Origin of the sequence: Peribacillus sp. NPDC096447, assembly GCF_044762725.1 — a bacterium.
In the GTDB taxonomy this organism is placed as follows: domain Bacteria; phylum Bacillota; class Bacilli; order Bacillales; family DSM-1321; genus Peribacillus.
On record NZ_JBIWEV010000007.1, the window covers coordinates 38,932 to 65,024 of the forward strand.

A 26,093-nucleotide genomic window follows, 5' to 3' on the forward strand; every position below is an offset into this window, starting at 1 on the left:
ATGGCCAGCCCTTTCCTAGGCTGGGTTCCCCTTGGAATCCAGCTTATTTATGCGTGCACGAACTCCAAACTTATCATGTTTTACAAACACTTCCGTTTACAGGTAAAATGAAACTAATTTAAACAAGGATAACAGGTGACACAATGGATATTAAACATTTGCAATACTTTATAGAGGTAGCCAATTTCAATAGCTTCACTCGGGCTGCCGACCATTTATTCATTACCCAGCCGACCATCAGCAAGATGATTAAAAACCTGGAAACCGAGCTAGGTGTTGAGCTTTTTGATCGTTCACGCAAGCAACTGATCTTGACCGATGCAGGCAGGGTCGTCTTAGAGCAGGCAAAATTAATTGATAAGGCCTTTCACAATTTAGAAACGGAAATGGACAATTTATTAGGTTTGAAAAAGGGACATATACGCATCGGGCTTCCGCCGATAATAGACGCTTCTTTCTTCCCCCGGATACTTAGCCGTTTTCACGAGGATTATCCTAATATTACCTTTCAATTAGTAGAGGATGGTTCAAAGAAAATAGAAGAATCCGTTCAAAATGACTTAATTGATATAGGCGTAATAGTCCTGCCAACCAACACCGCACTTTTTCATCATTTTGCTTTTTTGGAAGAAGACATCAACTTGATTGTTCATCCCTCCCATCCGCATGCTTGTGTCGAAGAAATTGATTTGGCCGACCTGGAAAACGAGTCTTTCATCTTATTCAATAAAGATTACGTCCTTCGAGATCTCATCATTTCATCCTGTAATGAAGCTGGTTTTTCACCACATATCGTCACGGAAAGCTCACGCTGGGATTTTATTGAGGAAATGGTTTACTGTAAACTAGGCGTTGCTCTATTACCTGAAAGTTTATGCCGTCATGATGAGCGCGTAAAGACAATCAAGGTTAAAAATCCCTCCATTAGTTGGAATTTAGGATTTATTTGGAGTAAGGACCATTACCTTTCATACGCTGCAAAAGAATGGCTGAAATATACGAGGGAAGCGTTATCACATAAGCAGTGAATTTCTAGCATGATTGATGTAAGCACTATCATAGATTTAGGTTATGCACATGATAACATCTAACCATTTTACAATGGGTTACGGCGGGGTTAGACTAGTATAAGTAAAAAGCACGGTAAATGCTGATGAATCCATATATTCTAAAAAGGAGATATTCATGATCACTTTATCTAGTGTCGATGAGTTACAGGCAACAGAAGCAGCTCTGGAGAAAATTAAATATTCATACCCCGAACTATTTGATAAACTGCTCCATGTCGTTGCCTTAACACGGGCTCTTCAATTTAAATATCAATTTATGGGCACATTACTCATGGATAAAAACCCTAACGAATACACCCCTGAATTCGTTATGCCCTCCGTTATCGGATTATATATAGAGGAAGTTCAAAAGTTAAAGGATGATCCGAATATCCAGGCATTACTTCAGACCTTCTCCCAAAATGAAAATATTGGATATGCCAAAATCAGTATGCTTGTGCTCGGTAAAAGCCCTGAATCGCTTTTAGGCGCTTCATACATCAAATGAATCCCCCTGATATACTCCAAAAAAAACCTCCCTTTATGGAAGGTTTTTTTCTTTACGTGTAATTAAAGCACTTTGCTCAAAAAGGCTTTAGTTCTTTCCTGTTGGGGATTATTGAAAATCTCACTAGGAATATTTTCTTCAATAATATAACCTTCGTCCATGAAAATCACGCGATCTCCAACTTCTTTTGCAAACCCCATCTCATGGGTCACAACTACCATGGTCATGCCTTCCTTAGCCAGCTGCTTCATGACCTCAAGGACTTCGCCGACCATTTCCGGATCTAGAGCGGAAGTCGGCTCGTCGAATAGCATGATTTTCGGTTCCATCGCCAACGCCCTGGCAATTGCGACGCGCTGCTTTTGTCCCCCCGATAATGAATCCGGATATGCGTTCGCTTTCTCGGCAAGTCCGACTTTCTTAAGCAGTTCCATCCCTCTTTGGGAAGCCTGTTCTTTGGATATCTTGCGTACCTTTATAGGCGCAAGCATTATATTCTCAAGAACAGTCTTATGTGGAAATAAGTTGAAATGCTGAAATACCATGCCAACTTCCGTCCGGACTTTATTGATATTAACCTTTTTGTCTGTCGTATCAAGCCCTTCAATGAAAATATGGCCTCCCGTTATCGTTTCAAGTTGATTGATACACCTCAGGAAAGTGGATTTTCCCGAGCCAGAAGGACCAATTACCACGACTACTTCCCGAGGGGAAACGATTGCATTGATATTTTTCAATACATCATTATCGCCAAATGACTTCTTAAGATTCTCCACCTTTATCATTCTGTTTTCAACCTTCTTTCGAGTCTATTTAATACAAAACTTAAAATGAGGGTAAGGAATAGGTAGATGAAGGCACACGCCAAGTATGGCTCCCACACTTTAAAGTACTGACTCCCCATTGCTTTCCCCCAATACATCAATTCCGGGGCAGCAATGACACAAAGCAGGGATGAATCCTTCAATAATACGATGAACTCATTTCCTAACGGAGGAATCATCCGTTTGAAAGCTTGAGGCAATACAATATGTATCATTGTTTGGACATGGGTCATTCCCAATGAACGGGCCCCTTCCATTTGCCCTTTATCGATGGATTGAATGCCCGCCCGGAAAATTTCGGCAATGTATGCGGCTGCATTTAAAGATAAAGCAATGACACCGGCAGTTACTGCATTCGTTTCCCCGGTAAAAAAGGGCACAATTCCAAAATGGATTAAAAAGATTTGAACTAAAAGCGGTGTTCCGCGAAAAACCGTGACATAACAGTAAAATGGAAAGGCAAGCACCTTGTTTCTCATGATTTTCCCTAAACCGATCAATAACCCCAAAAAGGTTCCGATGAGGATGGAGGAAACTGACAACCCTATAGTAAGCAATGTTCCTTTTAATAAGAAAGGAGCATATTCAAAAATAATATCCCAGCGAAAACTCATTTTGTTTCCCTCCTAAGGCCAAAAAAACTGCGTAACTTCACACGTAAAGTTACGCAATCTTTTACTATCCATTTGTTTTTTTATTGTTGTGCTTTCAATGTTTCTATATCTGGATCAGTACCAAACCACTCTTTATAAATTTCTGCATATTTCCCATTTTCATAAATGGCATTCACGGCTTTATCGAACTCCGATTTCAATTCACTGCCTTTCGGGAACATAAGACCATAAAACTCCTCATTGAAACTTTTGCTATCTTCAACGACTTTCAGTTTTTGATCGGGGTTATTTTTCACATATTCTTCAACAACCGTATTATCAGCTACGACAGCCGCAGCTCCGCCTTTTAGTAATTCCTGAATGGCCAGGTTATTATTTTCGAATTTTTTGATATCCTTGTGATTCTTTCCAAGGAGTTTCTCTACCGCTTCCTGTCCGGTAGTACCAGTCTGAACGGCAATTACATTTCCTTTCAATTCACTTCCTGATTTTATATCACTATTCTCAGGAACGAGAATCTTGTTTGTGGATAAGAAATACGGAACCGAGAAGTCATAAGATTGTTTTCTTTCGTCATTCACTGTAATCGCAGATATGGCGACATCCGCTCTCTTACCTTCGATTTCAACAAAAATCGGATCCCAGCCAACACTTTCCAATTTAACTTCATAACCCGCTTCTTTTGCAACGGCATTGATGAAATCAACATCGAATCCTACAATCTTATCTCCTTCAAGATATTCAAATGGAGCATAGTTGGCGTCCGTCACGATCCTGAGTGTTTTTCCATTGGACTCTTCTTCCTTTCCAGTTGTCGAGACTTCCTTCCCCTTCCCGCATCCTGTCATGACTAGTAACAAAGAAGCTACCATGGCAAACACTAAAAAAGAAACCTTTTTCAAAATAATCCCCTCTTCTCTCTCGTAAACTCTCTTTTAAAAAAAACAGATAAATCTAACTTTAGAGAACATTCAGTATATTCTTTTAAGAATATTATACGTTTATTTGTTTTTTTATGCAATAAAAAGTCGATAAATAACTTTAGTAAAATAAAATTTTAATCAATTAACTTGGTAAATCAAAAACGCAGCTCTGCTCTAATCGGGAAAGTTACTCCCTTTTACCCTTTACTCGAATTAATGGATATTATATTGAAATCAGATAACGCCACCTTTCAAAAGGTTTAATAGAACAAAAAAAGCAGCGGCCATATTAGCGTGGCCGCTGCTCAAATGATTATTATGGAACTTCCTTATTCCCCTCTTCAATATCTAACATATCCAACAGGAAGATGAAGATCGGTATTCCGATGATCAATCCCCATATCCCAAGGAAATGCTCGGAAAATAATAGGATGATGAAGGTGAAAAATGTTGGAAGATTTGTTTTTGCCGACATGAATTTCGGATTTAAAATATAGCTTTCAATTGCATGGATCACAACAATCATGATTAATACAGCAATCACTTTGGGCATGCCGCCGATACTATAGGCAATCATGCTAAGTGGAATGAGGGAGATGATGACCCCTGCAACCGGAATCAAACCCAGGAAGAAAATCATGATCCCTAGACCGAGCAACTGCGGGAAGCCAAGAATCCATAAGAAAGTTACAGATAGGACAGCATTCGTAATGGCTATCAAGAACTGGACCTCAATCACCTTTCCGAATGAATTGATGAATTTGACGCCAAAGTGGCTTAAGTTTATAAAGAAAGATTTAAATTTGGCCCGCTTGAATTTAGAAGTGAAACGAATGATTTTATCTTTTTCCAATAAGAAAAATAGACTAAGCAACATGGAAATGAAAATTTGAAATGCCAGTTTACCGAAATCGGATATATAAAGATAGAGTGTATTCATTTGTGTTTGAAGATCCAGCGGCGATCGCAGCTCGTTCATTATATTAATGGCATATTGAATGACCCTGCTATCTGGTGGATGTTGAAAGAAGAAAACGATCTGTGTCACTAATTCCGTGAATTGTAGCGTAATGACCGGTAGATATTTATAAAGAACGATGGCTAAACAAGAAATGACGACTGCATATAAAAAGCTTATAACAACCTTAGAGTTGATATGCATCACTTTATTCAGCCGAATCATGATAAATTGCTCCAGCCGTCCCATCAGGAAAGTGAAAACAAATGTGAATAACACGATATTAACCATACTGCCGATGCTTATTAAAAAGAGAACTAACACAATTAATGTAATTAACCTTGAAAAACCTTCGCTTTGCAAATACTCTTTTACCACTTACCTATCTCCTAACTACCATTCTGCCGTGATAATTCCATCTACCTTTCATTTTACACGGAATTGAGGAATTCTACTACAATTACCTTGCATTGACAACAAAATTATTTGAATGATCAGTAAGACCCAGGATGGTGACGTAGCTAAGACCTTTTTCGAAAATTAGATCATTAAATTCACAGCTCTTTCTGCATGAAAAAACATCTGCCAAATCGGCAGATGCTAATCTTCATCCTTCACATCGATATCTTCGGGGATGGGTTCGTTATAATAATCCGCTAATTCCTTCTTATATTTCTCCATCTGTTCAAGATGCATATTGAACTGATCTTTAAAAATCAAATGCTGCTCACCATCATGAACGGTGCGAATTTTATTTTGAACGATCAAACTTTCTATATAAGATTCCGGCATCGATAGATATTCCGCAGTCTCTTTTACTGTCAAGTACATGCCTTCACCCCTTTTCCTCTCTACTATACTAGATATGAGGCATTATTTGAAGCGCTTGATTTTTAACTGAAAACCCCTTACATGCCAAGGAAAGGACGATACCCGATTCAGAGTATTGTCATGCAACCTCACCAGCTTAATCAATTTCCACCAATGGAATATCTTAGATAAAAAACTTACAATCCCTTCCAACAACATGTAAGATAATGTTAAAGCAATATATCCATAGATTAAGAGGAGTGGACAAAAATGACCTTCTTTTATGTCATTCTTGCGGCAATTTTTGCTGTTTTCCTGGTCAATTTCGTTAAAGGGCTAAGTGAAACGGCTAAATTAGAACGCTATCAAAATGAATTCCGTAAATACCATGGTGAAACTTTAGATCTGCATGCAACGGAAATCGTTTCAAAAGCATTGATAGAAAAGCTTAATAAAGCACTAGATTTCAATTATATGGAAAAGGTCAATGCTGAATTCCGCCTGAAGCATCCTCGGGACTCACAGTTAAAGGTCAATCAGGCTTGGCGTGAATTGAAACGCTACTTGATCATGACTGCTGTGTTTGGAAAAGTTGAAATGTTTAATTCAGTCATCGATGAGTTATGGCATATCATGCTGAACTATAGACAGGAATATGATGAGTTTTGCCAGGCTTTCATCGGTAGGACCATTCAGCACCATCCTCATTCAGAACCTGTTTTCAAACCCGAAGAGCGTACTCTTTTTGACTTTTACTATGTACAGCTATTTACGGTGGACTCCCATTCCATTCAAAAATGGGGCAAATTTTTCAAACATGATAAAGGGCTAACGCTTCTCCGCGATTTTGAAACGCTGGAGCTGGAGCAGTTAAAAGAGAAATATATGCGGAAACCGACAAGTATGCAAGCGGAACGGACCTTTGAATCTTTCACTTCCCAATTTAAAGAAAATCGCCCCATGACAGAATTGAATTGGCGGAAAACGTACGATCAGACTGACTACGCAGCTCCTGCCTATTTCACTTATGCAAGCACCGATGATTTTGACAGCGAATTTAAAGATATTTTCGGGAATGAACCGAACACAGTTTCCTCTGGATCCGGCCATGCAGATCATGGTGGCCATAACGGTTCCCATGACAGCAGTTCTGATTCCTCTTCTAGCTGTTCTTCATGCAGTTCTTGTTCGTCTTGAGCTTTTCGCTTGGAGAAATCCAAGCGTTTTTGTATACACAAGCATTAGATGAACTGGATTGATGAAGCATAGTTTTTCACTCAATTTTAAAGGAGTTACAACTGATATGCATGATAATGAGATACGAAAATTCAGACCAGTTTTTGTCTATGCAAATTTGGAAAGCAAAAAAAAATTAGTGCAAGGTTTAACTGAAGATCGAGTGAAATTAATTCAAGAATTAGAAAAATATAGAAATGTCCTTTCTCCATTTTTAATTAATATTTTGCAAACTAATATGGATCGGTGGGAAATAGAAATTCATGATTGGCAAGAGGAAATAAAAAAAATAGAAGCAGAGAAAGAGAGCTTTTAAGTGCTCTCGGTTTGTAGACAAAAGGGGGTCGGAATTTATAAATTCCGACCCCCTTTGAAATTTTGTTCCAAGGTTAAGAGATTGGCTATCTTCTTCAAATTAAAGGTAAGCATCGCCTTCATCGGAAATTTCTTAAGTCGTCTGACGCATTCCATTTCCTTCTTCATTAATTCCACCGATTGAACCAATTCTTGATCCTCTGTTTATTTTTCTCAAGAACCTCCTTAGAAGTCCTGTTATCTTTTTGTTTTTTCCATTCAAAGAAAGATGCAATTCCGATAAGCAGCCCTCCGCCGATGATTAAATACAGCCACCATGGCATCTCGCTCCACATCGAATTGGTATTCATATAGACATTGAATAAAATCGTCCCAGTCCCAGCGATGAAATAGGATTTGTATTTCATCATGAATCCAAACAGCATTGCTGCCAATGACACCGTGCCGATAATGAGGGCATCATATAAGGTGTTTCCTGCCATTGCATCAATGATCAGGGCTAGAAACAAGAGGAAAACAATACCACTTTCGATATATTGTGTGATTTTGCCTTTAACAAAGATTTTCCTCAGCAGAGTGGTGCTGACAATGAACAGCGGCAGAATATTCACCTCCTCCTCAAGTACAGGAGCGATCGTGAACTGATCGACAATGACCCAATACGGATATAGACTGAACAAAATCGCTGCAGCCAATTGGGTCTTTCTTTCCATCTTGCCTGTCGTCGTGCTTCTCATCAAAATGAAATAGGCTGGAATCAGAAGTGCCGCGAAGATTTCCAAAATGAAAGGTGCCGGTCCCCCCGTCAAAACATCCATGTTCATGGCAAGAAGAAACAACAGACCATAGACTCTGTAAAAATCCAATTGAAGTCCTGCCCCGCCTTTATCAAGCAGTCCTTTAAAGTATTTCCTGCTTAGCAGTACCATTATGGCCGTACACCCAAAAAGGACTGCCGTTCCAACGAAAGGCTGTAATGTGTCCGCGTACATGATGATGGTCCAATACGGATACAAACTGAGAACTCCCGTCAGCCAAACGTAGATGCCCTTTTCTTTTACATCCTTTGTGAAACTTCCAATCAAGATGAAGTAAACCGTGATCAAGAGCGATACAAAAACTTCGAGTAACTGGGTCAATGTTTCAGTTACTGGAAATCCCCGATTCATGGCCAGTAAAAACAGCAGGCCATATACCCTGTATGCATCGAAGGTAATTCCTGTTTCTTCCTTTTTGATTAAACCATCGAAATAACGCCGGCTTAAAAGCAGCATCCCTGACATACAGCCGAAAAGGAACATCAATCCCGTTACAACCGATAAGCTGTCGGCATAGCCGACGATGATTAAGAAGGGATACAGACTGACTAGTGCAGCAATATTGGAATAGATTTTCCTTTCTAGCTTTTCCGTTGTCAAGCTTCTCAGGAAAATGAAATAAGCGGTTAACAGCAGCGATACAAAGACTTGGAGTAACTGATGCTTAGTATCATTAAAAACCTCTGCATTCATATCGATCAAAAAGAATAAACCATAAATCCTGAAAGGATCAAAGCTGATGATGCCTGATCCGTTTTTCTTGAGTAATCCGCTGGAATACAGCCTGCTTAACAACAACATTCCTGCCAAACAGCCAAAAAGAACTGCCAAACTCGTTACGATTGGGAGTGTATGGGCATAGTCTATGATATTGATGAACGGGAAAAGGCCGATGATGGCCGCTATTCCCGAGTAAATGCTTTTTTCTTTCTTATAGATCGTGAATCTTCTCATCAGGATGAAGTAGCTAGGCAACAGCAGGGAAACAAAAATCCCCAAAATCGCAGAATCTGTATCGCTCATAAACACTTCCAGATTCAGAGTACACAGATATAACAAGCCAAAAATCCGATAATAATCAATGACTCTCTTCGTTCCCTCTTGGTTGGGCAATCCTTTGAAAAGGCGTCTGCTAGCCATCACCATCACAGCCATACATACAAGCAATACGATAATCGCCATAACCAGAGGTAATGTATTTACATACATATTATAGAAGATGTACGCCAGGCCTAGAGGAACCACAACATAGTTCCGCCAATTCCTTTGCATGAGCAGATACCAGGCAAACAAGAGTTGTACAGTCATCACCCCTACCCAGACCAACTCCCGGTTAAGTGGAAAGTCCCGGATTGCAGTTTCCAAAATGGATATGCTTATACCTAAATGAATGAATGGAATAAGGTAATACTCCATGATGCCTTTCCAATTCTTATTGGATAACGCCCACAGAATGGTTATGAGTCCTGCTGTAATCATCATGCATATTGATGTAATGAATACCATTTGCTCCATGTTTACCACAAATAAATGGACCTGTAGGAAAAGGACTGAAAATCCTAGGTACGTAAAAATACATTTGGCCCATTTCTCATGTGCCCTTAAAGCACTTAAAATATAAATCAACAGTTGTGCAACATATAGTAACGGTGAGCTTTCCGTATAAATAATGAGCAAATATCCAACAGGAATCGCCAGTAAATTGGCAAGGTGACTTGCGTAAAAGAAATACAGTTTCCCATTTTTTGAATATTTCCCAAGCCATTCCCCTAATAGGAAAAAGATAATGGGGCCGAGTAACACGAACGCAATCCTCAACACCATTGAACCAAAATCAAAAACATCGTAGAGTGAAGCATATAAGCTGGCACTTGTAATCACGACAGGCACCCAGAATATGTGCTTCCGATGGATATGGACGGACCAGCCGTTTATTGCAGTAGCTACGCCAATCACTCCGCTTGCCTCCAAAGGATTCAGTGAATCGAATGGAATCGATATCAAGGAAAGGAAGGAAAGAATCTGTCCGCTATATGCAAAAACAGGAAAGAATTTATGGTATCCCTTTTTAAATGTGTAAGCTGCACCGATGGAAATCAGTGAAACACCCATTAAATAGACGCTGAGCGGGATATTTGACCGAACCCATTCTAAACTCTCCCTCAAATATGGATAGAAAGCAACCAAAGCCAGTATGAAAGTGATTGGAAATCCGTATAAGGCATTTTCCTTCATATGCTTTGATTCGTCTTTTATATATGTGATGAAGAAAAGCCCAGAGATCATGGCGAGCGCCGCACTAACTGCAAGCCAATCCATTTCGCTGAATTTAATGGTCAGTATCACTAACATGATCATTGGGGAGATAAGTAAGATACTTTTCCTAAACAGGCTGTACCTTGGGTGACGATTATATAAATATGCTCCAAGATATTGAATGACCTGGATAACAAAAATAAGATTTAAGATGGTAGAAAAAGAAACTGGCAATGCAAAGAAAAGATATAGGAACGCTAAGTCGAAAATAACAACAGCCGGGTACGTGAGGCTTGAATTTCTCGATTGAAGGGAAACATAGGCAAGCTGAGCGGATACTAACATGAGCGCGACGAATATTTGCGCATAGTTCTCCTGATACACCATCGCGTTACTATACAAGAAAACGATCCCGCTCCCAATCAAACTGGTGAACATGAAGTTCTTGGAAAGCTTAGTCATTTTGGATTTAGCCAGATATTTCGATAGCATAGTAAAAATGATTGGTACAAGTGCAAATGCAGTGATCATGTACTCACTTAAAAACGAGTTATAAACAAGATGGATATATCCATACGTAAAAACGGCGCTAAAAGCCATTTCATAATATTTTTTTTGGAATTTGACCGAAAAAATTAAAAACAAAACAGAAAAGACCATCAACGTTAGCGAATACACCAAGTTGCTTGAAAATAACGTCAGGATCACAAAGGCCTCCACGATAATCTTAAACTGGATAAATTGAAAAATGAATGGTTTAAATAACGTTAATGCTTTTTGATTTTTCAATTGCTCAATATTCCATAATAGCATTAAATTAAGAACGCCAATCGCCAAAAACATCCACTCGATAGTCGGCGTCACAAAAGCCAATCCGAAATAGCAGGTAATGCCAAACGTGAATATTGAAATGAAAATGAATATTTTCGACTTGAAGTAGTCAGCAATCTTACAATAAATGACTAAGCAGAGTAATCCCCCAAGAAACCCCAGAAGCCCCCGCCCACCACCATTAAGTGAGAGGTACTCTCCAAAAATCCGATAATATGAAGCTGATAAAATCGTAATCGGAATGAATAAACCCGCAAGCGTCAGGAATGCAAAAGAGGTCTGTTTAATTTTCAGCTTCGAAGCGATGAAGGCCATCCCTGCAAAAATGACGGATATCATTCCAATGAAGAGAACTTTCAGGACCGCATCCAGATCCCCCCATGAAGTGGTTGCTAAAATCAACCCGCCAAACAGAAGCAATATGACCCCAGTGAGCAGGATGACAGAAATATTCCGTTCCCTGATTTGCTCAGGTGTTTTCTTCGGCTTTTCCGGTTTTACCGGTTTCTCCCGTTTGATGGCCTGCTGTTGAATAACCAGTTTCCTATCAGTGATCTTCTTGAAAGGTTCAAGGCTCTCCTCTAAACGGGATTCAATAGGAGCATATCCGGCCTTCTCATCCTTCATTATCGATTCGTTTAATCCACTGGATTCCTGTAATTGCAATGAAGATTCTTCAATCAGGCTATCCTGAACCCTCTTATCGATACTTTCACCGATAATCGTATCAGTACCATGGGTGGATTTCTTCTTTTCTTGCTCTAAGCGCTTTTGTTTATGGAGGGCTAATTGGAAATGCCGATTGTATGCCCTGCTAATCCGGATATATTCTGATTTAGGGATGAGCCGCCTTTCCCATAAAACATCCAGCTCTTCTTGGAAAATACGCTTCCTTCTTTCTAATGTCATTTCTTCGTTTGAAGAATCATTCATTCCAAGATTCCCCTTCCTTCAAATAGACCTTCTATCATCTTATGTATATTCTCTTTTCGATAATAACAAAGTTTTTCCATTTTTTAAATATTTAGGATAATAACCAAGGGTGTTCCTACTGACTCAAAAAAAGAATGACTTCCATTGAAGCCATTCAACGTCCCTATATTGATTTTACTTTATCCTCGCTCTTGATAATGCATAAATAAACGATCATTGAAATGAAAATCGAGGCGGCTGCCGTGATATAGATGCTCCTATAGCCGAAGAGGAAGCCTATCTGCCCGAACACGATGGCTCCTATGCCCACTCCAAGATCGAAAAATGAAAAGTATGTGGCATTCGCCATCGCCTTCCGATTTGGTGCCGTCTTTTCAATTGACCATGCCTGCAGCGCCGGCTGGACAGAACCGAATCCGAATCCATAAAGCACTGCCGCAATGTAAAGGACCGCTTCACTCGGCATCCACGCAAGCAAGAGCATCCCAGCCATGATGAGTACTGTTGAAGGCACGAATATGGCTCGATGTCCCCTTCGGTCATATAATCGACCCGCGAATAATCTCGTGACCATGAGGGCCATTGCATATACTAAAAAGTACCACTGAATTCCATCTACACCTTTTTCCGCTGTATACAGGGGAAGGAAGGTTGCAATTCCACCGAATGTAACGGAAATGAAGAAAATGAGCAATGATGGCTGAAGGGCACTTTTTTCATATATATCAAACCTTTTGGCTCTGACAGCCGCGGAAGGATCGCTTTCCACTTTTTGATACCGAATAAGTGATGCTGTAACGATGGCAAACAATCCTAATAATGAACAGATCAAAAACAGCTCTTGAAACGGAAGGACCGTAACTAGAAAAAGACCCAATGATGGCCCGAATGCCAGTGCTAAGTTACCCGATAATCCGTAATACCCCATCCCCTCACCACGCCGTTTCGCAGGGATTATATCGGAAGCAATCGTTCCTGAAGCCGTTGAAGAAAATCCCCAGCCGACGCCCTGTACAATCCGCATCATGAATAACAAGCCGATGCTCCCCATAAAACCGAAGGAACCCACTGACAATGCAAAAATGGCTAAACCGGCAAGAAAAACCATGCGCCTTCCCTTCGTCTCCAATAATCTGCCGGCAATTGGCCGAACGAGCAAGGCCGAAAAAGTGAAGATTCCAAGGACAGCCCCCACCAGGCGATCGTCACCGCCAAGCTGTTCCACAAACAGCGGGAGGGTCGGCATCGTCATTTGAAACCCCATGAAGATGCACATATTTGCCAAACAAATCATGATGAAATCACGTGTCCAGATCTTATCAGCCCCTCTTACACGTTCATCCACTAAGGTTTCCCTCATATCCCTTCACCTTCTAATTAAAATAGTCATTGCCAGTTTACTAAAATTGGTTAAAATAAGCGAGTAATTTATTTCGTGTACCTAAATATATATATATAAATAAAAGCCCAGTATGACACTGGACTCCCCCTATATCTTTCATCTACCCGCCCGAACGAGTTTCTGTTCTTTTCTTCGCCGTTTATCTTGAAACATTTTTTGATCCGCTTCCATGAATAAACTTTCCATATTTCCTTTTGAATGCGAACGGTAAGCATGCCCAAATGACATACTGATGTGAGGGCCTTTTTTTAGGGAGTTTTGCAAAAAAATTTCTTCCTTTAATAATTCACAAAGAGATTTTACTTCTCGCTTGCTTCTATCAATCAGCAGAATGGCAAACTCATCTCCTCCCACTCTCGCTAAAACAGCGATGTCCGAGAAAATCCGTTTCAATAGATTTGCCGCTTCTTTAATCAATTCATCCCCTTTCTTATGGCCATACGTATCATTCATATATTTCAGCTCATCTAAATCACACAAAATCATGGCAACCGGAGTATCAAAATCCAGATTGGATTTGGCAAATATATTATCAAAAAACTGTCGATTATGAATATCCGTTAATGGGTCATGGGACATTTGATACTCAATATCCTGTATGAATCTCACTCTTTCATCGATATTGCGAATGATTCCTTGAACGGCTACCAATTGCTCTTTTTCATATATAGGTGTAGCATATTCCTCGAACCACAAAAAATCCCCCTTGATATTTCTCCAGCGTTGAATGACTGGCTTAGTATAATCAATCCCAACGTATATCTTTTCATTCAGGATTTCAAAGTCATCAGGATGAATCCTTTCGAAAGGGGAGGAAGGGTCATTGTATGCTTCTTCCAAGACGCCATGACCTAAAAGTGTATTGATGGATGGACTTAGATACCTGAACTTGGAACTTGGGTTTGTTTCGTAGCAGTAGATAATATCCTTAGAACTTTCCACTATATTAAAAACCTTTTTTTGCACTTCGAATCCTTTCTTCTGATAGTCCTTTTCCCTTTTCTTGCGAGTGAAGATCGTACGTTTAAATATATCCAATGACAATTTATTGAATTTCATTCCACGCCCCCATACTTTTGATGTCATTTTCATTAAAATCTTATCCTTAGATTTGATGGCGGACTTACACTCATTACTTTTAACATAATTATCCTTTATATATTATAATTCCAAAAACATCTAAAAGGAAAAACTTTAAATGTTTTTCCTTATCTCCTTAAGTAAAGGGGAAAGCTTCTAGCAATGGCCGCATAATTGAAAAAAGCCGATTCCAATTGGATCGGCTTTTTCATGCTTCACGACTATTTCGTTATCTCGATTTTCCCATTATTCGTTTCCAATTTCACTAAGTTTTCACCTTTGCCAATGACAGTATCTCCCTCATACTTACCAAGGATATCCACTCTCCCATTGTCAACATGAACATCGAAAGTTGTATTTGTCGGTTCATTCTCCGTTTTGATCATGATTTTACCATTATTACTTTCAAAGTCGATCTCCCTATCCAAGTCTTTCGTGACCAATGTGATTTTACCGTTATTCGATGACCCAACCAGTTTTCCCTCCACATTATTAAGCTCTACTTTTCCATTAGCAGATTTCACTTCAACTTTTTCGGTTATTGTATCATTTAATTCTACCCGGCCATTTTGAGATTTCACATTTAGATCTTCACTTTTCAATCCTGATATTTGCAATTTTCCATTATCGGATTCGACGACCAAGGATTTATAGGATTCATCAGGCACATACACCTTTAAATGTAAGGATTGAATATGAAAACCAAAGCTAAAGGTACGTCGATCTTTTAATTGTACCGAAAGCTTCTTCCCTTCCACATCTGCGGTGAAATCCAACTTAGAAACATCCATCCCTTTTGAAACCAACTCTATCCTTGTCTCCTTATCCTTGGTTGGAACGATCTCTACAGCTGCATTGTCAGTGTCGATCCGAATGTCCGTTACGATTTCCGAAATCGTTTTTTCCTCTGTAGTCGTTTCCTTATTCGTCACTTGGGAAAACGTAAACAGACATCCTATTACTCCGATCAATAACAAAACAAGTGCAATGATCGATAATTTTTTTACATTAATCATTTTTCAAACCGCCTTTCACAAGAGAAGCGTTAAATTTTAAATAGCGAATGAATCCTTTAGTTAAAGCACTGGTAGCGACAAACATTCCCATCGCAATGAAAATGCCAATCCCACATAGTCCCATTGCGAAGAAAAGATCGAATAATTGAAAGTTACCTATCGCAAGGTTAAAAAGAACGCCCAACGGAGCTAGAATGAATGCTATCGCCGAAGCCCATCCAGCAATGACAACTCCGATCAATGCTATAAATGGTCCCAAAACGATCACTAAATTAAAGAATCCTAAACCAATGACTGCCCAAACTGCCCGCATTACATTACCTGCAGAAGTGGTTTGTTCGACCTGACCAAGACGATAGGATGCCATCAGTTCCTTGGAAATCTGTTTAGGATTCCCAAGCGATTTGGAGATTTCCTGCTCTGACTTCCCTTCTTCCATTCCAATTTCGAAGTACTCTTCGTAATCTTGAAGGATATCTTCCCGTTCCTCTAAGGAAAGTCTGGTTAAAGAAGCATTCAATTGTTTTAAAAATTGTTCTTTATTCATTGGTTCACACCTTCCTTGATTAATTGATTGACCCCATTGGAAAATTCATTCCATTCCGTCAACAGCTCTTGAAGGTATCTCCGGCCTTTGTCGGTCAATGTATAATACTTGCGCGGAGGCCCTTCTGTTGATTCTTGTAAATATGTCGTAAAATACTCTTCCTTCGTCAATCGTCGTAAAAGTGGATATACCGACCCTTCCGATATTTCAATTTGATCCGAAATCTTCTGTACAAGTTCATACCCATAGCGATCCTGCTTATCCAATAAGACCAGGACACATAGTTCCAGGACACCTTTCTTAAATTGCACATTCATAGCACCATCACTCCTTCCAAAAGTTCTTCAGTATAGTTCAATAAACAGTACTGAACACCGAACAATACATCTTATGTAAATAATTTACCATATGGTACTGTTCATTGCAAGGTACTGTTTTTTTTTTTTTTGGTACTACATGCATTCCAATAAGAGTAGAAGAAAATTAACATTATATTCAAAGCTGCAAGAGAATACGATATATAATAGTAAAGTATGGAAGGAGGAGTTACTTTGGCCAACAAAGAAATAACGAAAAAGCAATTCGAGTTTCTTGAACATGAATTTAATTACCTTGAAAAGGAAGGAGTCATCTCCCAGCAAGAGAAAGTGAGGATGTTAGATTCCTATGACGTAAAAGGTAATTTGAGCTTCATCACTATTCTATTATCCATTGGGGCACTTCTTTTAGGTTTAGGCGTATTGACCTTCGTAGCCAGCAACTGGATTTATTTAAGTAAAGCGGTTAAATTCCTGCTTATCATTGCATGCCTCATCGGAGTGAACTTTGCTGGCGTGAAGGTGCAGGTACGCTTTCCCAAAACGTCACGAAGTCTGCATTATGCAGGTATTCTGATCTTTGGTGCAGGGGTTTTTCTAATTGAGCAGATGTTTAATATCAGCATCAATTTCAACAGTTCCTTTCTTTTATGGGCGATCGGTACGGTATTCATTGGATATTATTTGAAGGATGTATTCGTTCTCCTTTTTACATCTTTCCTGCTTTTCATTTATATTAACGGAAGTATATTCGTTGATGAAACGTCCTATCCGCTTGCCATTCTTGTATTTCTACCGGCTTTATACATTATGTTAAAGAAATTCGATTACCCTAAATATCTGACCTTTTTCATTAACGCTTTAGCCATCAATACAATTGCCTTATTTCTTATGGAATTCGTGCCGAAGCTGGAGTTTGAAAATTCGAATACGATTGTCCTTTCCATTCTGTTTGTGCTGGGAATCGTACTTGCCTATATTCCGGTAAGAGCCAAATTACAAAACATCACCCACATACAAGGGCATATCTTACACGGTATTACTGCACTCTTCCTTACCTTTGATTTTTCAATCTGGTTCCCTTTAGCTTATTTCGTTTTTCTTCTTTATCTCATTCTAAAAGGCAGTTTGACCAGCATCGTGATAATATGTGCACTGATTTTCAGATATTACATCTATTCTTTTGACTTCCTGCCAAAATCACTTACATTCATCATCGGCGGAATCATGCTTATCGGTTTTGGCTTCTTCTTTGAAAATCAACGAAAAAAAGGAGGGGAGCTCAATGAATAATCCATTATTCCGGCCACTTATCGTATTTTCCATTCCAGTCTTGATCCTGTTAGTCTTGGCGACTCCTCCGGTCTGGACAACAATGACAGGAGATGTAATCAAGATCAAAACAGCCCCGGTCGACCCGACTGACTTGTTTAGGGGAAGCTATGTGGCTTTGAAATACGAAATTGAATCCGTTAAGCCATCACAGGTCGATGACTCGATTAAAACCGAGTTCCATACAAGAAATATGGGTGATTTTAAAAAGGTATATGTACGTTTAAAACAAAATAAGGATGGACTATACGTTGTCGATTACGTAACGAAAGAAAAACCTAGTAAAGGCGTTTACCTAAAAGGGGAATTGGAAATCCCATATGACCTGCAAAATGCTAAAACCATTCAGATCAGATACGGTCTGGACAATTATTTCGCATCCGAAGAAAAGGCAAAGGAAATGGAGAAGGAAGCATTGGCCAATCCTTCAGTCGCCGTCGTAAAGGTTCGTAATGGGAATGTTGTTTTAACGGATATCATCATTGAATGAATGAAACCGGAAATGACTAGCAAAAAGAGCATCGGGTTTACGATGCTCTTTTTATTGCTGGACTTTTTTCATATGAACATCAGATGTTACTTAATGACTCGTTTTGCCCCTATATATTTTTCTTTCCAATACTTATCACTCATTTTGACGACCTTGACCCCTTTGGTGGTGGTCCCGATAAATGTACCATTTCCATAATAGATTCCTACAAAAGACACCTGCCCTTTCTTACCTGTCGCATAGAAAACCAAATCTCCCGCTTTTAAATCTTTTTGCTTAACGGCCTTTCCGGTTTTATACTGTTCCGCACTCGTTCTTGGAATCTTCATTTCTGTCGCAGCATTTTTATATACATACTGGGTTAGACCGCTAGCATCAAACCCTTTTGGGGTCGTCCCCCCATATTTATAATTGCTTCCCACCTGCTTCTTTGCCAAAGCGGCAACTTCATCGCCATAATTGATAGAGGCTGAAGCATTAGCCGGATTGAATATGAATGCCGTCAATAATGCTCCGATCAAAACTATGGCTGCAAGCCATTTTGAAACTTGTAAACTATAACTCATCCTTTTTCCTCCCCAAACTGAAAATGAACCACAATTTTAAATGTATGCTGCATTTCGGTTTTCAGACCAAAATCATTTTTAATTGGTGCGATCATCATTTCTCTGCAAAAAAACAAATAACCAGATAACGCCGTTGTGTAGCAAGTTACGGTGTTATCTGGTATATTCTACTCTTTAATAGATGAAAGAATAGTGCCCATTACTTAGGCTCATCGTATTGTCGTGCATTCTCACTATCGCTTAGACCTTTCGTGGTATGATCGACCACACCGCCGACCCCAAAGAATGTAAGCGCTATGAAGTTAATGATGCCTAAAGCCCCGTTCAATGCATCATCAGTAATGGTAAAGCCTATAGGGGTAATGAAATTGTTTATGAACGCGGCAACCATCTGCGCCAATAATAAAAGCCCAGGAAGGAGTACCGTGAATATAAACGTCGGATTCTTAAGACGCACTTTCCAGTTGATCATTGCTTTTCCCCCTCTCTATCATATTAAGTCCGAAAATAGTTGCGGACTTGCTATATATTATGCGGCTTGTCCTTTTTACGTTCGGAAACTCCATAAACAATCTATCGTTCTAGTTTCCCATTAACATAAAAAAGCCCATCGGGTGGATGGACCTTCTCTTAAACTTCAAATAGTTTTTAAAAACGATAGAGTGCCTCACTTTGACAAGTAAGCAACAACTTCCTAAAGCTCTATATACTTCCTCAGCGTGCCAGTTGATTCCTTCCTTTACTTAAATAAGCTTCTGCCTCTAAAGGAAGTCACCGTCCGCAAACCTTTTCTCTCAATCTCCCCCGGAAATGATACTGGCGGCAAGTCCTCTGCCAGCCAAAACCGTTTATACTGCTGAGGCAATTTATAACCTGATTATATTGAATGCTTGATTTCAAACTCCAATTTCTTCCTCCAAAAACAATCTGATCCGTTCGGCAGCTTCTGTCAATCTTTCGGTCGGCTGGACCAAGGCCATCCGAACATACCCTTCACCCTGCTTCCCAAAAGCATCGCCTGGAACGACCGTGACCCCTGCTTTTTCAATCAATGCATAGGCAAAATCACGTGATTTCCAGCCAGAAGGAATTCTGGCCCAAATAAACATGGTGGCTGAGGTTTTCGGCACATGCCAGCCCCCTCTCGCAAGACCTGATATCAAGGCATCACGTCGGGACTCGTATTCCTTAACCTGTTCGGACAGCAGCGAAAGATTGGAAGTTAGCGCCATCTCGGCAGCTTTTTGGATAGGATAAAAAACCCCATAATCGATGTGTGATTTCAACGTTCCCAGGATGTTCAGCGCCTCTTGATTGCCCACCGCATACCCAATGCGGCAGCCGGCCATGTTAAAAGTTTTGGAAAGTGAGTTAAACTCAATCCCCACTTCCTTGGCACCAGGAATGGAAATAAAACTAATTTGCGGATGATCATCAAAAATCAATTCGGAATAAGCAAAATCGTGAACCACCATGATCTCGTTCTTTTTCGCAAACGATATGACTTCCGAAAAGAAAGCTTCATCAGCAAGGGCGGTGACAGGATTTCCTGGATAACTGATGATCATCATTTTGGTCTTTTTCACTATTTCATCCGGAATTCCGTTGAGCTGCGGCAGGAATCCATTTTCGGCAGTGAGCGGCATCGGATAAATGATTCCGCCGGCAAGCTCTACACTCGCTTCATAAATTGGATATCCCGGATCTGGCACCAGCACATAATCTCCAGGGTTTATCATCGCCGTTGCCAAGTGTGCAAGGCCATCCTGCGATCCCATCAGTTGGAGGACTTCCCTTTCTGCATCCAGCTCCACTCCATAACGCATCCGATAAAAATAACGGACTGCCTCATGGAATTCAGGCGTACCTTTTAACGTATACCCATAGGAACTCGGATCCTGCGCATACTTCACAAGCGTATCCACTACGAAATCAGGCGGTGGTAAATCCGGACTTCCTACACTCAAATCGATAACATCCAGCCCACGTTTCATTGCATCCTGCTTGCGTTTCGCCAACTCTGAAAATATCCCTGTTGCGAATCTTCCGACTTTTTCAGATGGAGTCATATTCATTCTACAATTCCCCTCCATTAATGATTTATATCTATCATTATAGCAATCAATCTCGAGTACTTTAAGAATTCATCAGTATCTGTTCCAGAGCCTCATCAAGATGGGGGAATTTAAATGCATACCCCGCCTTTTCCAATCTCTCAGGTATGACCCACCGGCTTTTTAATATCAATTCCGTTTCGGTACCCATAAAGAAAGCCCCCATTTCAAGCATAGGTGTTGGACAGGGCAGTCCTATCCTAATATTCATGAGCTTTCTCAAATGAGCCATCAATTCACGATTTGTAACTGGATGCGGCGATGAACAATTGAATACCCCGCTCAAATCCTGATTCTTTCTTAGAAAAAGGACAATGTTAAATAAATCTTCTATATGTATCCAACTGAATTTCTGATTTCCTGATCCTTGATGGCCTCCCAGTCCGAATTTAACCAAATTCCTATATGGGGTCATCACTCCCCCATCTCCCAATACAATGGCGATCCGTAAAGCAATTTGTCTCGTCCTGGGTAATCGGAAATCGAAAAATGAGCGCTCCCACGCTTTCGCCACATCTACGGAAAAGCCTGAACCGATTACACCATTCCCCTCTGTCATTGGTTTATCCTCAGCATGCCTGTATATCGTTGCAGTACTTGAGTTTATCCATAATGATGGAGGATTTTCACATTGTTCAATCGCCTTACCTAGCACTTCAGTCGTATCGGTTCGTGAATCCAATATTTCTTTCTTATTCTTGGCATTGTAGCGGCAATTGACCGTTTTTCCTGCTAGGTTTATTAACATATCCGAATTATCGATCGTTTCCCTTATTCCTTCTATATCTTCCCAGCCAGTATGCGGGGTTTGCCTGGAGATGATCCTTACCTCATATCCCAAATTCCTGAAATGCTTTTCAAAGTATTGACCGACAAAACCAGTCCCGCCAGCTAAAACCACTTTCTTTAGCATATAGCCAACCCGCTTTCTTTTATGAGTGAATAGGTCCAATTGTAACCAGTTCAGCCCTTTTTGTGAATCTCTTCACAATTATACCATATCATTACATTAACTGGTATCACCACTACATAACGTATATGTGTGTAACTAATGGTGAACTTGTCCAAGCAAAAAGGAATATTACACATAAATTAGTAATGTGTAAATTTATAAAGCAAAGGGATGATTACAGTGTCAAAAAAACTAAGAAGAACTGGTGGATCCAATAATGGCGGTTCAGATAATGGCAATTCCGAAAATGGAAATAGCAGTGTTAGGTCTGCCTTGAGAAGAATCTTAAATGATTTATTAAAAAATAATAGAGGTACTTCAATCAAGGAACCTATTTCAATCAAGAAAATCAAAAGGGATTAAGATACTTCTTTTTTGAGATTAACATGGAAACCCTTTGGAATCTTTTAAAGGGTTTCCATATTAATAAACACTAATACGCTTTCCGCATTTTGGTTTAATAGAGAAAAAGGAGAAGTTATGATGTATTTTCGAGACTGGAAACCTAAAAAAGATATCAAAACTTTAACGGATATTACGGTAAGTAATTTCCGGGTTTCGTCTGATACAGTGCATGAAATTTTACAAAAGGCACATAAGGTACTTGTGATTTGTAATGATAAAGGTAAAATAATGGGATTTCTTTGTTATAATCTTTATTTATATAAAGTCGCTCATGTTAATTATGTAGTCCTTGACAAGAAATATAGAGGAAAGGGAATTCTGCAATCCCTTTTACCGAAATTAGTAGCTCATGCGAGAGAAAAAGGTATCCTTACAGTGTCCGGTTTGGTAAACAAAAATAACCCTGAAGCATTGCAAAAATTTAAAGACTTTGGCTTTAAACCAATTATAACTTATCAAGATGACATTCTAATTCAATCCTTTATATAACAAGGGCCTCCTGCCCCCGCTTTGCGTATTAAGAAGATAGATTTAAAAAATACAATCTATTTTTACCTATAGATTAAATATGAATCATGTGTTCCACCATACAAAACTAGGGAATGAAATCGCCTGTAAATTCTGCATGAATTCATGGGCATTTTCCCTGTACTCTCATATAAATTCACCACCTCATATATTTCATTTAATTTTCTATTTTTTCAAATGAATCCCATTATTTTCACCTTCCATTCGTGTATAGTGAATGTATACCTGCAAAAAGGGGGATCTTTATGAAATCGATAGAAATTATCATCTTGAATCTGGAAGAGGTTAGAAGAAGAAACATTAAACTATGGACTTCAATACCTAAAGGAACACTACATTGGAAGCCAGACGACAAGGCAATGAGCTGTTTAGAAATGGTTAGACATGTCCTTGATAGTGAGCATTACTATCATTTATCCATTAAAAATCAAGGCAGCTTACCCGTTTATGAATCACCATTTGAAAAACAGCCGCTTATCTCTGTCGAAGCCGAATTAAACTTTGCGGAACCTTACAGGCGTGATTTTTTGGAAACAATCCTATCCTTCAGCGAGGACGACTTATCCACTATAAAAATTGATCGCTCCGATATTGGGTATATCAGGGATTTAGGAGATATGTTGCTAAGGATCGCTTATCATGAGTCTGTACATACTGGTCAATTATTGGACTACTTAAGAACTGCTGGAGTTCCTAGAATTAGCGTTTGGGATTAACTGCATCATTTTCAAAGGGTGTTTGATCACGGTGAAGCACCCAGACTGTAGGCAAACTCGATGAAAATCGAGTTTGCCTACAGTTTTTTTATTGCTTGTACAATTTGGACGTTGAGTTCCGCTCCAGGCATTCGCTTTCCGCTGGCGGTCCGGGAGCCTCCTCGGCGCCGTTGCGCCTGCGGGGTCTCCCCCTGGACGCGCTTTTCCCGCAGGAGTCTCGCACACCCGTTCCAATTAACTTAGTTTTAAATTTTAGATAGAACCCTTTTGCCTATAGTCTTTATTGTTTTAAAATGGAATTATTTAAACTTGAGGTGATGAGGATGCTTGCTAAATATGATTCTAGAGATCAACTTGAAATGATTACTTAAATCAACTGGTGCGGCAGACCACAAAAGTTTTGTATTGGGAACGATTGTAACACCTGGAAATACACATGACAGTTTTTGAAGATCAAACTGTAGATCATATCAATCTACTCGAAGCTAAATAATATAGTTTTCGAGGCTGTAGAGAAAAAAATCTTCTCTACAGCCTTTTTTGTTTCAAGCCCCTCCACCTTCTCTCCTCTTCAAGTTCCAAACCGCTGTCACCGCCCAATAACATATAATGGAAGAAAACCTTTCATTTACAAAATCCATACTCCCCCCAAACGGGCTCTTAATATTTTTACAATAAAATTAGCTTGTTCAACATTATTTCAATATATGGAGGGTTCCGTAAGATGATTAATAAGTTCAGGGCTTTCACAGTATCGGTTCTAAGCATAGCCATCCTATTTCAGGGTCTTCCGGTCGCGGTTGCTGCAAATGATTCAGCAGACAATCAGACAAATCCGGGAGGCAGATGGATGAAGGGGGAATATCATGCCCATACCACTCAGTCCGATGACGCCGAGGGATCACAGAGCCTTGAAAGCTTGCTAAATAACGCATTTGATAAGTATGGTATGGATTGGATGGGAATTTCCGACCACTTGAGGATGTCTTCAAGGGATGCTGAGGGAAATTTGATTCCAGGCGGGCCGATACCGCTATCTCAGGGAATCATACAATATCAAGCCCCGAAAATGGAGCAACTGCAAAAAGAGGGCAAATTTAAAAATAAAGTCATCTTTTCAGGCTTCGAATGGGATATGCCTACATACGAGCATGTCGGCATAGGCATTTTGGGAGATCAGCCGGGCTCACCTAAAAGTCTGAAAGCTGGCAATCAGTTCGAATATCTGTTCACCAACCAAGATGAAAAGATGTTTGATCCTGATGATGTAGCCGTCTGGAACGCACAGGATCAAAGAGCCAATAAGACATCCGAGGATGCCCGAACAGCATTTGCATGGCTCGAGAAAAATTATAAGAATACAAGTTATGCCATATTGAACCACCCATCAAGAAAAAGGGTGTACAACATATCTGATTTTCGCGACTTCAACAATATCGCCCCGGATGTCATGTTCGGATTTGAAGGTATGCCAGGTAACCAGATGGAGCCTGATAGAGGCGGTTTAAATCTGACAACACCGGAAAACCGGACCTACGGCGGATCCGATTATATGCTTGCCAAGGTAGGAGGTGCATGGGATGCGCTTCTTGGGGAAGGTCGTAAGTTCTGGAACTTTTCCAATTCGGACTCCCATTTTGAAATCAGTGAAAACCGCCTATACTCAAGCGGCTACTGGCCAGGTGAATATTCCAAGAATTATACATGGGTAAATGGTTCATCGATGCAATCCGTTCTTGATGGCATGCGATCTGGGAAATCCTTCTCCGTTTTTGGTGACTTGATCGACGCCCTTGATTTCCAAGCTAAAAACGGAAACAGCAAGGCAGATATGGGCGGGGATCTTAAGGTGAAGGAAGGACAGATGGTCAAGATCACCATCCGATTTAAAAGCCCCCAAAAGAACAATAACGGGGACCCCGTCAAGGTGGATCACGTGGATCTAATTTCCGGGGAAGTAACCGGGAAGGCAGTACCTGGAACACCTGCTTATAATAAAGCCACCAATGATACGGCAAAAGTGGTTAAACGCTTTACAAGTAAAGACTGGAAAGCCGATCGCGATGGTTTTCATACCATCACTTACAAGGTGAAAGCAAATAAGGATCAATATTTCCGTTTGCGCGGCACGAATCTAGGGGAAAATGTCTCTGGAGAAACGATGGACGGTGAACCGCTGATCGATGCAAAGACTGAAATCGAGGATAACGAAACACGCTTTTCAGAAATAAACAAACGTAACTATAAAGACCTTTGGTTCTATTCGAACCCTATCTTCGTCAGTGTAGAGGATTAAAATCATAAAAAACGTTAAGTTAAAAAGAATCCTGAAATAGTTCTGGACAGTCCAAAAAGCCCCTCTTCCACTTAGCTGATAGTTGACGTGGATAAGGGGCTTTTTGTCTCCTTAGAATGGATATCGGTTCAGTTCCTTCTCTGGATGACTATACATCTTTCTTTTAGTATTATTTCATTTCAATGCGTGAAAATCCGTATAATTCACCAAGTTTCATTAACACTAATCATGTAAGTTATTTTCATTGACTTTTTTCC

The 26,093-nt window shown here is 39.9% G+C and carries 25 protein-coding genes; 10 read left to right on the forward strand and 15 right to left on the reverse strand.

What is annotated here, in order from left to right; genetic code table 11:
- The first annotated feature begins 143 nt into the window (after positions 1-143).
- Positions 144-1,028 (forward strand): cidABC operon transcriptional activator CidR, encoded by an 885-nt coding sequence (gene cidR / locus ACIQZD_RS21775; RefSeq protein WP_402906336.1) that lies wholly within the window; start codon positions 144-146, stop codon positions 1,026-1,028.
- Between the two features lie 157 nt (positions 1,029-1,185).
- Positions 1,186-1,557 (forward strand): hypothetical protein, encoded by a 372-nt coding sequence (locus tag ACIQZD_RS21780; protein ID WP_402906338.1) that lies wholly within the window; start codon positions 1,186-1,188, stop codon positions 1,555-1,557.
- 62 nt (positions 1,558-1,619) lie between these two features.
- Here ACIQZD_RS21780 and ACIQZD_RS21785 read toward each other — a convergent pair whose 3' ends face one another.
- From ACIQZD_RS21785 to ACIQZD_RS21805, 5 genes are all read right to left on the reverse strand, one after another.
- Positions 1,620-2,342 (reverse strand): amino acid ABC transporter ATP-binding protein, encoded by a 723-nt coding sequence (locus ACIQZD_RS21785; protein WP_076371113.1) that lies wholly within the window; start codon positions 2,340-2,342, stop codon positions 1,620-1,622.
- On the reverse strand, positions 2,339-2,995 hold the full coding sequence (locus tag ACIQZD_RS21790) for an amino acid ABC transporter permease (RefSeq protein WP_402906341.1): 657 nt from the start codon (positions 2,993-2,995) through the stop codon (positions 2,339-2,341). The genes ACIQZD_RS21785 and ACIQZD_RS21790 overlap by 4 nt, the downstream gene beginning before the upstream one ends.
- An 80-nt stretch (positions 2,996-3,075) precedes the next feature.
- Positions 3,076-3,897, reverse strand: coding sequence for a basic amino acid ABC transporter substrate-binding protein (locus ACIQZD_RS21795; RefSeq protein WP_137024064.1), 822 nt, complete (start codon positions 3,895-3,897; stop codon positions 3,076-3,078).
- A 337-nt stretch (positions 3,898-4,234) separates the two neighbouring features.
- Entirely contained in the window at positions 4,235-5,254 is a 1,020-nt protein-coding gene (locus ACIQZD_RS21800; protein WP_230178816.1) for an AI-2E family transporter, read from the reverse strand.
- Positions 5,255-5,476: 222 nt separating this feature from the next.
- On the reverse strand, positions 5,477-5,707 hold the full coding sequence (locus ACIQZD_RS21805; protein ID WP_283900766.1) for an excisionase family DNA-binding protein: 231 nt from the start codon (positions 5,705-5,707) through the stop codon (positions 5,477-5,479).
- A 249-nt stretch (positions 5,708-5,956) separates the two neighbouring features.
- Between ACIQZD_RS21805 and ACIQZD_RS21810 the strand changes: the two genes are divergently transcribed.
- Both ACIQZD_RS21810 and ACIQZD_RS21815 read left to right on the forward strand, forming a co-directional pair.
- Positions 5,957-6,883: a glycine-rich domain-containing protein gene (locus ACIQZD_RS21810; protein ID WP_402906345.1), complete on the forward strand. Its 927-nt coding sequence runs from the start codon at positions 5,957-5,959 to the stop codon at positions 6,881-6,883.
- A gap of 106 nt (positions 6,884-6,989) precedes the next feature.
- Complete coding sequence (locus tag ACIQZD_RS21815) at positions 6,990-7,238, forward strand: hypothetical protein (protein WP_402906347.1); 249 nt, start codon at positions 6,990-6,992, stop codon at positions 7,236-7,238.
- A gap of 166 nt (positions 7,239-7,404) precedes the next feature.
- Here the strand turns inward: ACIQZD_RS21815 and ACIQZD_RS21820 are convergent, their stop codons facing one another.
- The 6 genes from ACIQZD_RS21820 to ACIQZD_RS21845 form a co-directional block, all read right to left on the reverse strand.
- Entirely contained in the window at positions 7,405-12,075 is a 4,671-nt protein-coding gene (locus ACIQZD_RS21820; RefSeq protein ID WP_402906349.1) for a hypothetical protein, read from the reverse strand.
- A 163-nt stretch (positions 12,076-12,238) separates the two neighbouring features.
- Complete coding sequence (locus ACIQZD_RS21825) at positions 12,239-13,435, reverse strand: MFS transporter (protein WP_402906351.1); 1,197 nt, start codon at positions 13,433-13,435, stop codon at positions 12,239-12,241.
- Positions 13,436-13,573: 138 nt separating this feature from the next.
- Complete coding sequence (locus tag ACIQZD_RS21830) at positions 13,574-14,536, reverse strand: sensor domain-containing diguanylate cyclase (protein ID WP_402906353.1); 963 nt, start codon at positions 14,534-14,536, stop codon at positions 13,574-13,576.
- Between the two features lie 242 nt (positions 14,537-14,778).
- Positions 14,779-15,573, reverse strand: a complete 795-nt coding sequence (locus ACIQZD_RS21835) for a DUF4097 family beta strand repeat-containing protein (protein WP_402906355.1) — start codon at positions 15,571-15,573, stop codon at positions 14,779-14,781.
- A complete protein-coding gene (locus tag ACIQZD_RS21840) occupies positions 15,566-16,120 on the reverse strand; it encodes an HAAS signaling domain-containing protein (RefSeq protein WP_402906357.1) in 555 nt (184 codons plus the stop codon). Before ACIQZD_RS21840 ends, ACIQZD_RS21835 begins: the two co-directional genes overlap by 8 nt.
- Entirely contained in the window at positions 16,117-16,437 is a 321-nt protein-coding gene (locus tag ACIQZD_RS21845; protein ID WP_101225495.1) for a PadR family transcriptional regulator, read from the reverse strand. Before ACIQZD_RS21845 ends, ACIQZD_RS21840 begins: the two co-directional genes overlap by 4 nt.
- Before the next feature lie 234 nt (positions 16,438-16,671).
- Here ACIQZD_RS21845 and ACIQZD_RS21850 point away from each other — a divergent pair, with 234 nt between their 5' ends.
- Positions 16,672-17,730: a DUF2157 domain-containing protein gene (locus tag ACIQZD_RS21850; RefSeq protein WP_402906360.1), complete on the forward strand. Its 1,059-nt coding sequence runs from the start codon at positions 16,672-16,674 to the stop codon at positions 17,728-17,730.
- The gene (locus ACIQZD_RS21855) at positions 17,723-18,259 is read left to right on the forward strand and encodes a GDYXXLXY domain-containing protein (protein ID WP_402906362.1); all 537 of its coding nucleotides are present in this window, start codon (positions 17,723-17,725) and stop codon (positions 18,257-18,259) included. The genes ACIQZD_RS21850 and ACIQZD_RS21855 overlap by 8 nt, the downstream gene beginning before the upstream one ends.
- An 86-nt stretch (positions 18,260-18,345) precedes the next feature.
- On the opposite strand, the gene ACIQZD_RS21860 is transcribed toward ACIQZD_RS21855, so the two are convergent.
- The 4 genes from ACIQZD_RS21860 to ACIQZD_RS21875 all read right to left on the reverse strand — a co-directional run bounded on the left by ACIQZD_RS21860 (position 18,346) and on the right by ACIQZD_RS21875 (position 21,852).
- Complete coding sequence (locus ACIQZD_RS21860; protein ID WP_289348859.1) at positions 18,346-18,825, reverse strand: C40 family peptidase; 480 nt, start codon at positions 18,823-18,825, stop codon at positions 18,346-18,348.
- A 199-nt stretch (positions 18,826-19,024) separates the two neighbouring features.
- Positions 19,025-19,297, reverse strand: coding sequence for a phage holin (locus tag ACIQZD_RS21865; RefSeq protein WP_137019549.1), 273 nt, complete (start codon positions 19,295-19,297; stop codon positions 19,025-19,027).
- Between the two features lie 424 nt (positions 19,298-19,721).
- Positions 19,722-20,900 carry an LL-diaminopimelate aminotransferase gene (locus tag ACIQZD_RS21870; protein WP_402906365.1) on the reverse strand — a complete coding sequence of 393 codons (1,179 nt, stop codon included), beginning with the start codon at positions 20,898-20,900 and terminating at the stop codon, positions 19,722-19,724.
- A 61-nt stretch (positions 20,901-20,961) separates the two neighbouring features.
- On the reverse strand, positions 20,962-21,852 hold the full coding sequence (locus tag ACIQZD_RS21875) for a TIGR01777 family oxidoreductase (protein WP_402906367.1): 891 nt from the start codon (positions 21,850-21,852) through the stop codon (positions 20,962-20,964).
- Between the two features lie 219 nt (positions 21,853-22,071).
- On the opposite strand from ACIQZD_RS21875, the gene ACIQZD_RS21880 reads away from it, so the two are divergent.
- From ACIQZD_RS21880 to ACIQZD_RS21895, 4 genes are all read left to right on the forward strand, one after another.
- A complete protein-coding gene (locus ACIQZD_RS21880) occupies positions 22,072-22,254 on the forward strand; it encodes a hypothetical protein (RefSeq protein ID WP_402906369.1) in 183 nt (60 codons plus the stop codon).
- Positions 22,255-22,371: 117 nt separating this feature from the next.
- The gene (locus ACIQZD_RS21885) at positions 22,372-22,785 is read left to right on the forward strand and encodes a GNAT family N-acetyltransferase (protein WP_402906371.1); all 414 of its coding nucleotides are present in this window, start codon (positions 22,372-22,374) and stop codon (positions 22,783-22,785) included.
- 284 nt (positions 22,786-23,069) lie between these two features.
- Positions 23,070-23,540 carry a DinB family protein gene (locus ACIQZD_RS21890; RefSeq protein WP_402906373.1) on the forward strand — a complete coding sequence of 157 codons (471 nt, stop codon included), beginning with the start codon at positions 23,070-23,072 and terminating at the stop codon, positions 23,538-23,540.
- A 724-nt stretch (positions 23,541-24,264) separates the two neighbouring features.
- Positions 24,265-25,836 carry an S-layer protein gene (locus ACIQZD_RS21895; RefSeq protein ID WP_402906375.1) on the forward strand — a complete coding sequence of 524 codons (1,572 nt, stop codon included), beginning with the start codon at positions 24,265-24,267 and terminating at the stop codon, positions 25,834-25,836.
- Positions 25,837-26,093 lie beyond the last annotated feature (257 nt).

Excerpts from the sequence above, each read along its gene's own strand:
- cidR (WP_402906336.1), top strand. The coding sequence starts at position 144 with ATGGATATTAAACATTTGCAATACTTTATAGAGGTAGCCAATTTCAAT.
- ACIQZD_RS21780 (WP_402906338.1), top strand. The coding sequence starts at position 1,186 with ATGATCACTTTATCTAGTGTCGATGAGTTACAGGCAACAGAAGCAGCT.
- ACIQZD_RS21785 (WP_076371113.1), bottom strand. The coding sequence starts at position 2,342 with ATGATAAAGGTGGAGAATCTTAAGAAGTCATTTGGCGATAATGATGTA.
- ACIQZD_RS21790 (WP_402906341.1), bottom strand. The coding sequence starts at position 2,995 with ATGAGTTTTCGCTGGGATATTATTTTTGAATATGCTCCTTTCTTATTA.
- ACIQZD_RS21805 (WP_283900766.1), bottom strand. The coding sequence starts at position 5,707 with ATGTACTTGACAGTAAAAGAGACTGCGGAATATCTATCGATGCCGGAA.
- ACIQZD_RS21810 (WP_402906345.1), top strand. The coding sequence starts at position 5,957 with ATGACCTTCTTTTATGTCATTCTTGCGGCAATTTTTGCTGTTTTCCTG.
- ACIQZD_RS21815 (WP_402906347.1), top strand. The coding sequence starts at position 6,990 with ATGCATGATAATGAGATACGAAAATTCAGACCAGTTTTTGTCTATGCA.
- ACIQZD_RS21820 (WP_402906349.1), bottom strand. The coding sequence starts at position 12,075 with ATGAATGATTCTTCAAACGAAGAAATGACATTAGAAAGAAGGAAGCGT.
- ACIQZD_RS21825 (WP_402906351.1), bottom strand. The coding sequence starts at position 13,435 with ATGAGGGAAACCTTAGTGGATGAACGTGTAAGAGGGGCTGATAAGATC.
- ACIQZD_RS21830 (WP_402906353.1), bottom strand. The coding sequence starts at position 14,536 with ATGAAATTCAATAAATTGTCATTGGATATATTTAAACGTACGATCTTC.
- ACIQZD_RS21835 (WP_402906355.1), bottom strand. The coding sequence starts at position 15,573 with ATGATTAATGTAAAAAAATTATCGATCATTGCACTTGTTTTGTTATTG.
- ACIQZD_RS21840 (WP_402906357.1), bottom strand. The coding sequence starts at position 16,120 with ATGAATAAAGAACAATTTTTAAAACAATTGAATGCTTCTTTAACCAGA.
- ACIQZD_RS21845 (WP_101225495.1), bottom strand. The coding sequence starts at position 16,437 with ATGAATGTGCAATTTAAGAAAGGTGTCCTGGAACTATGTGTCCTGGTC.
- ACIQZD_RS21855 (WP_402906362.1), top strand. The coding sequence starts at position 17,723 with ATGAATAATCCATTATTCCGGCCACTTATCGTATTTTCCATTCCAGTC.
- ACIQZD_RS21860 (WP_289348859.1), bottom strand. The coding sequence starts at position 18,825 with ATGAGTTATAGTTTACAAGTTTCAAAATGGCTTGCAGCCATAGTTTTG.
- ACIQZD_RS21865 (WP_137019549.1), bottom strand. The coding sequence starts at position 19,297 with ATGATCAACTGGAAAGTGCGTCTTAAGAATCCGACGTTTATATTCACG.
- ACIQZD_RS21870 (WP_402906365.1), bottom strand. The coding sequence starts at position 20,900 with ATGAATATGACTCCATCTGAAAAAGTCGGAAGATTCGCAACAGGGATA.
- ACIQZD_RS21875 (WP_402906367.1), bottom strand. The coding sequence starts at position 21,852 with ATGCTAAAGAAAGTGGTTTTAGCTGGCGGGACTGGTTTTGTCGGTCAA.
- ACIQZD_RS21885 (WP_402906371.1), top strand. The coding sequence starts at position 22,372 with ATGATGTATTTTCGAGACTGGAAACCTAAAAAAGATATCAAAACTTTA.
- ACIQZD_RS21890 (WP_402906373.1), top strand. The coding sequence starts at position 23,070 with ATGAAATCGATAGAAATTATCATCTTGAATCTGGAAGAGGTTAGAAGA.
- ACIQZD_RS21895 (WP_402906375.1), top strand. The coding sequence starts at position 24,265 with ATGATTAATAAGTTCAGGGCTTTCACAGTATCGGTTCTAAGCATAGCC.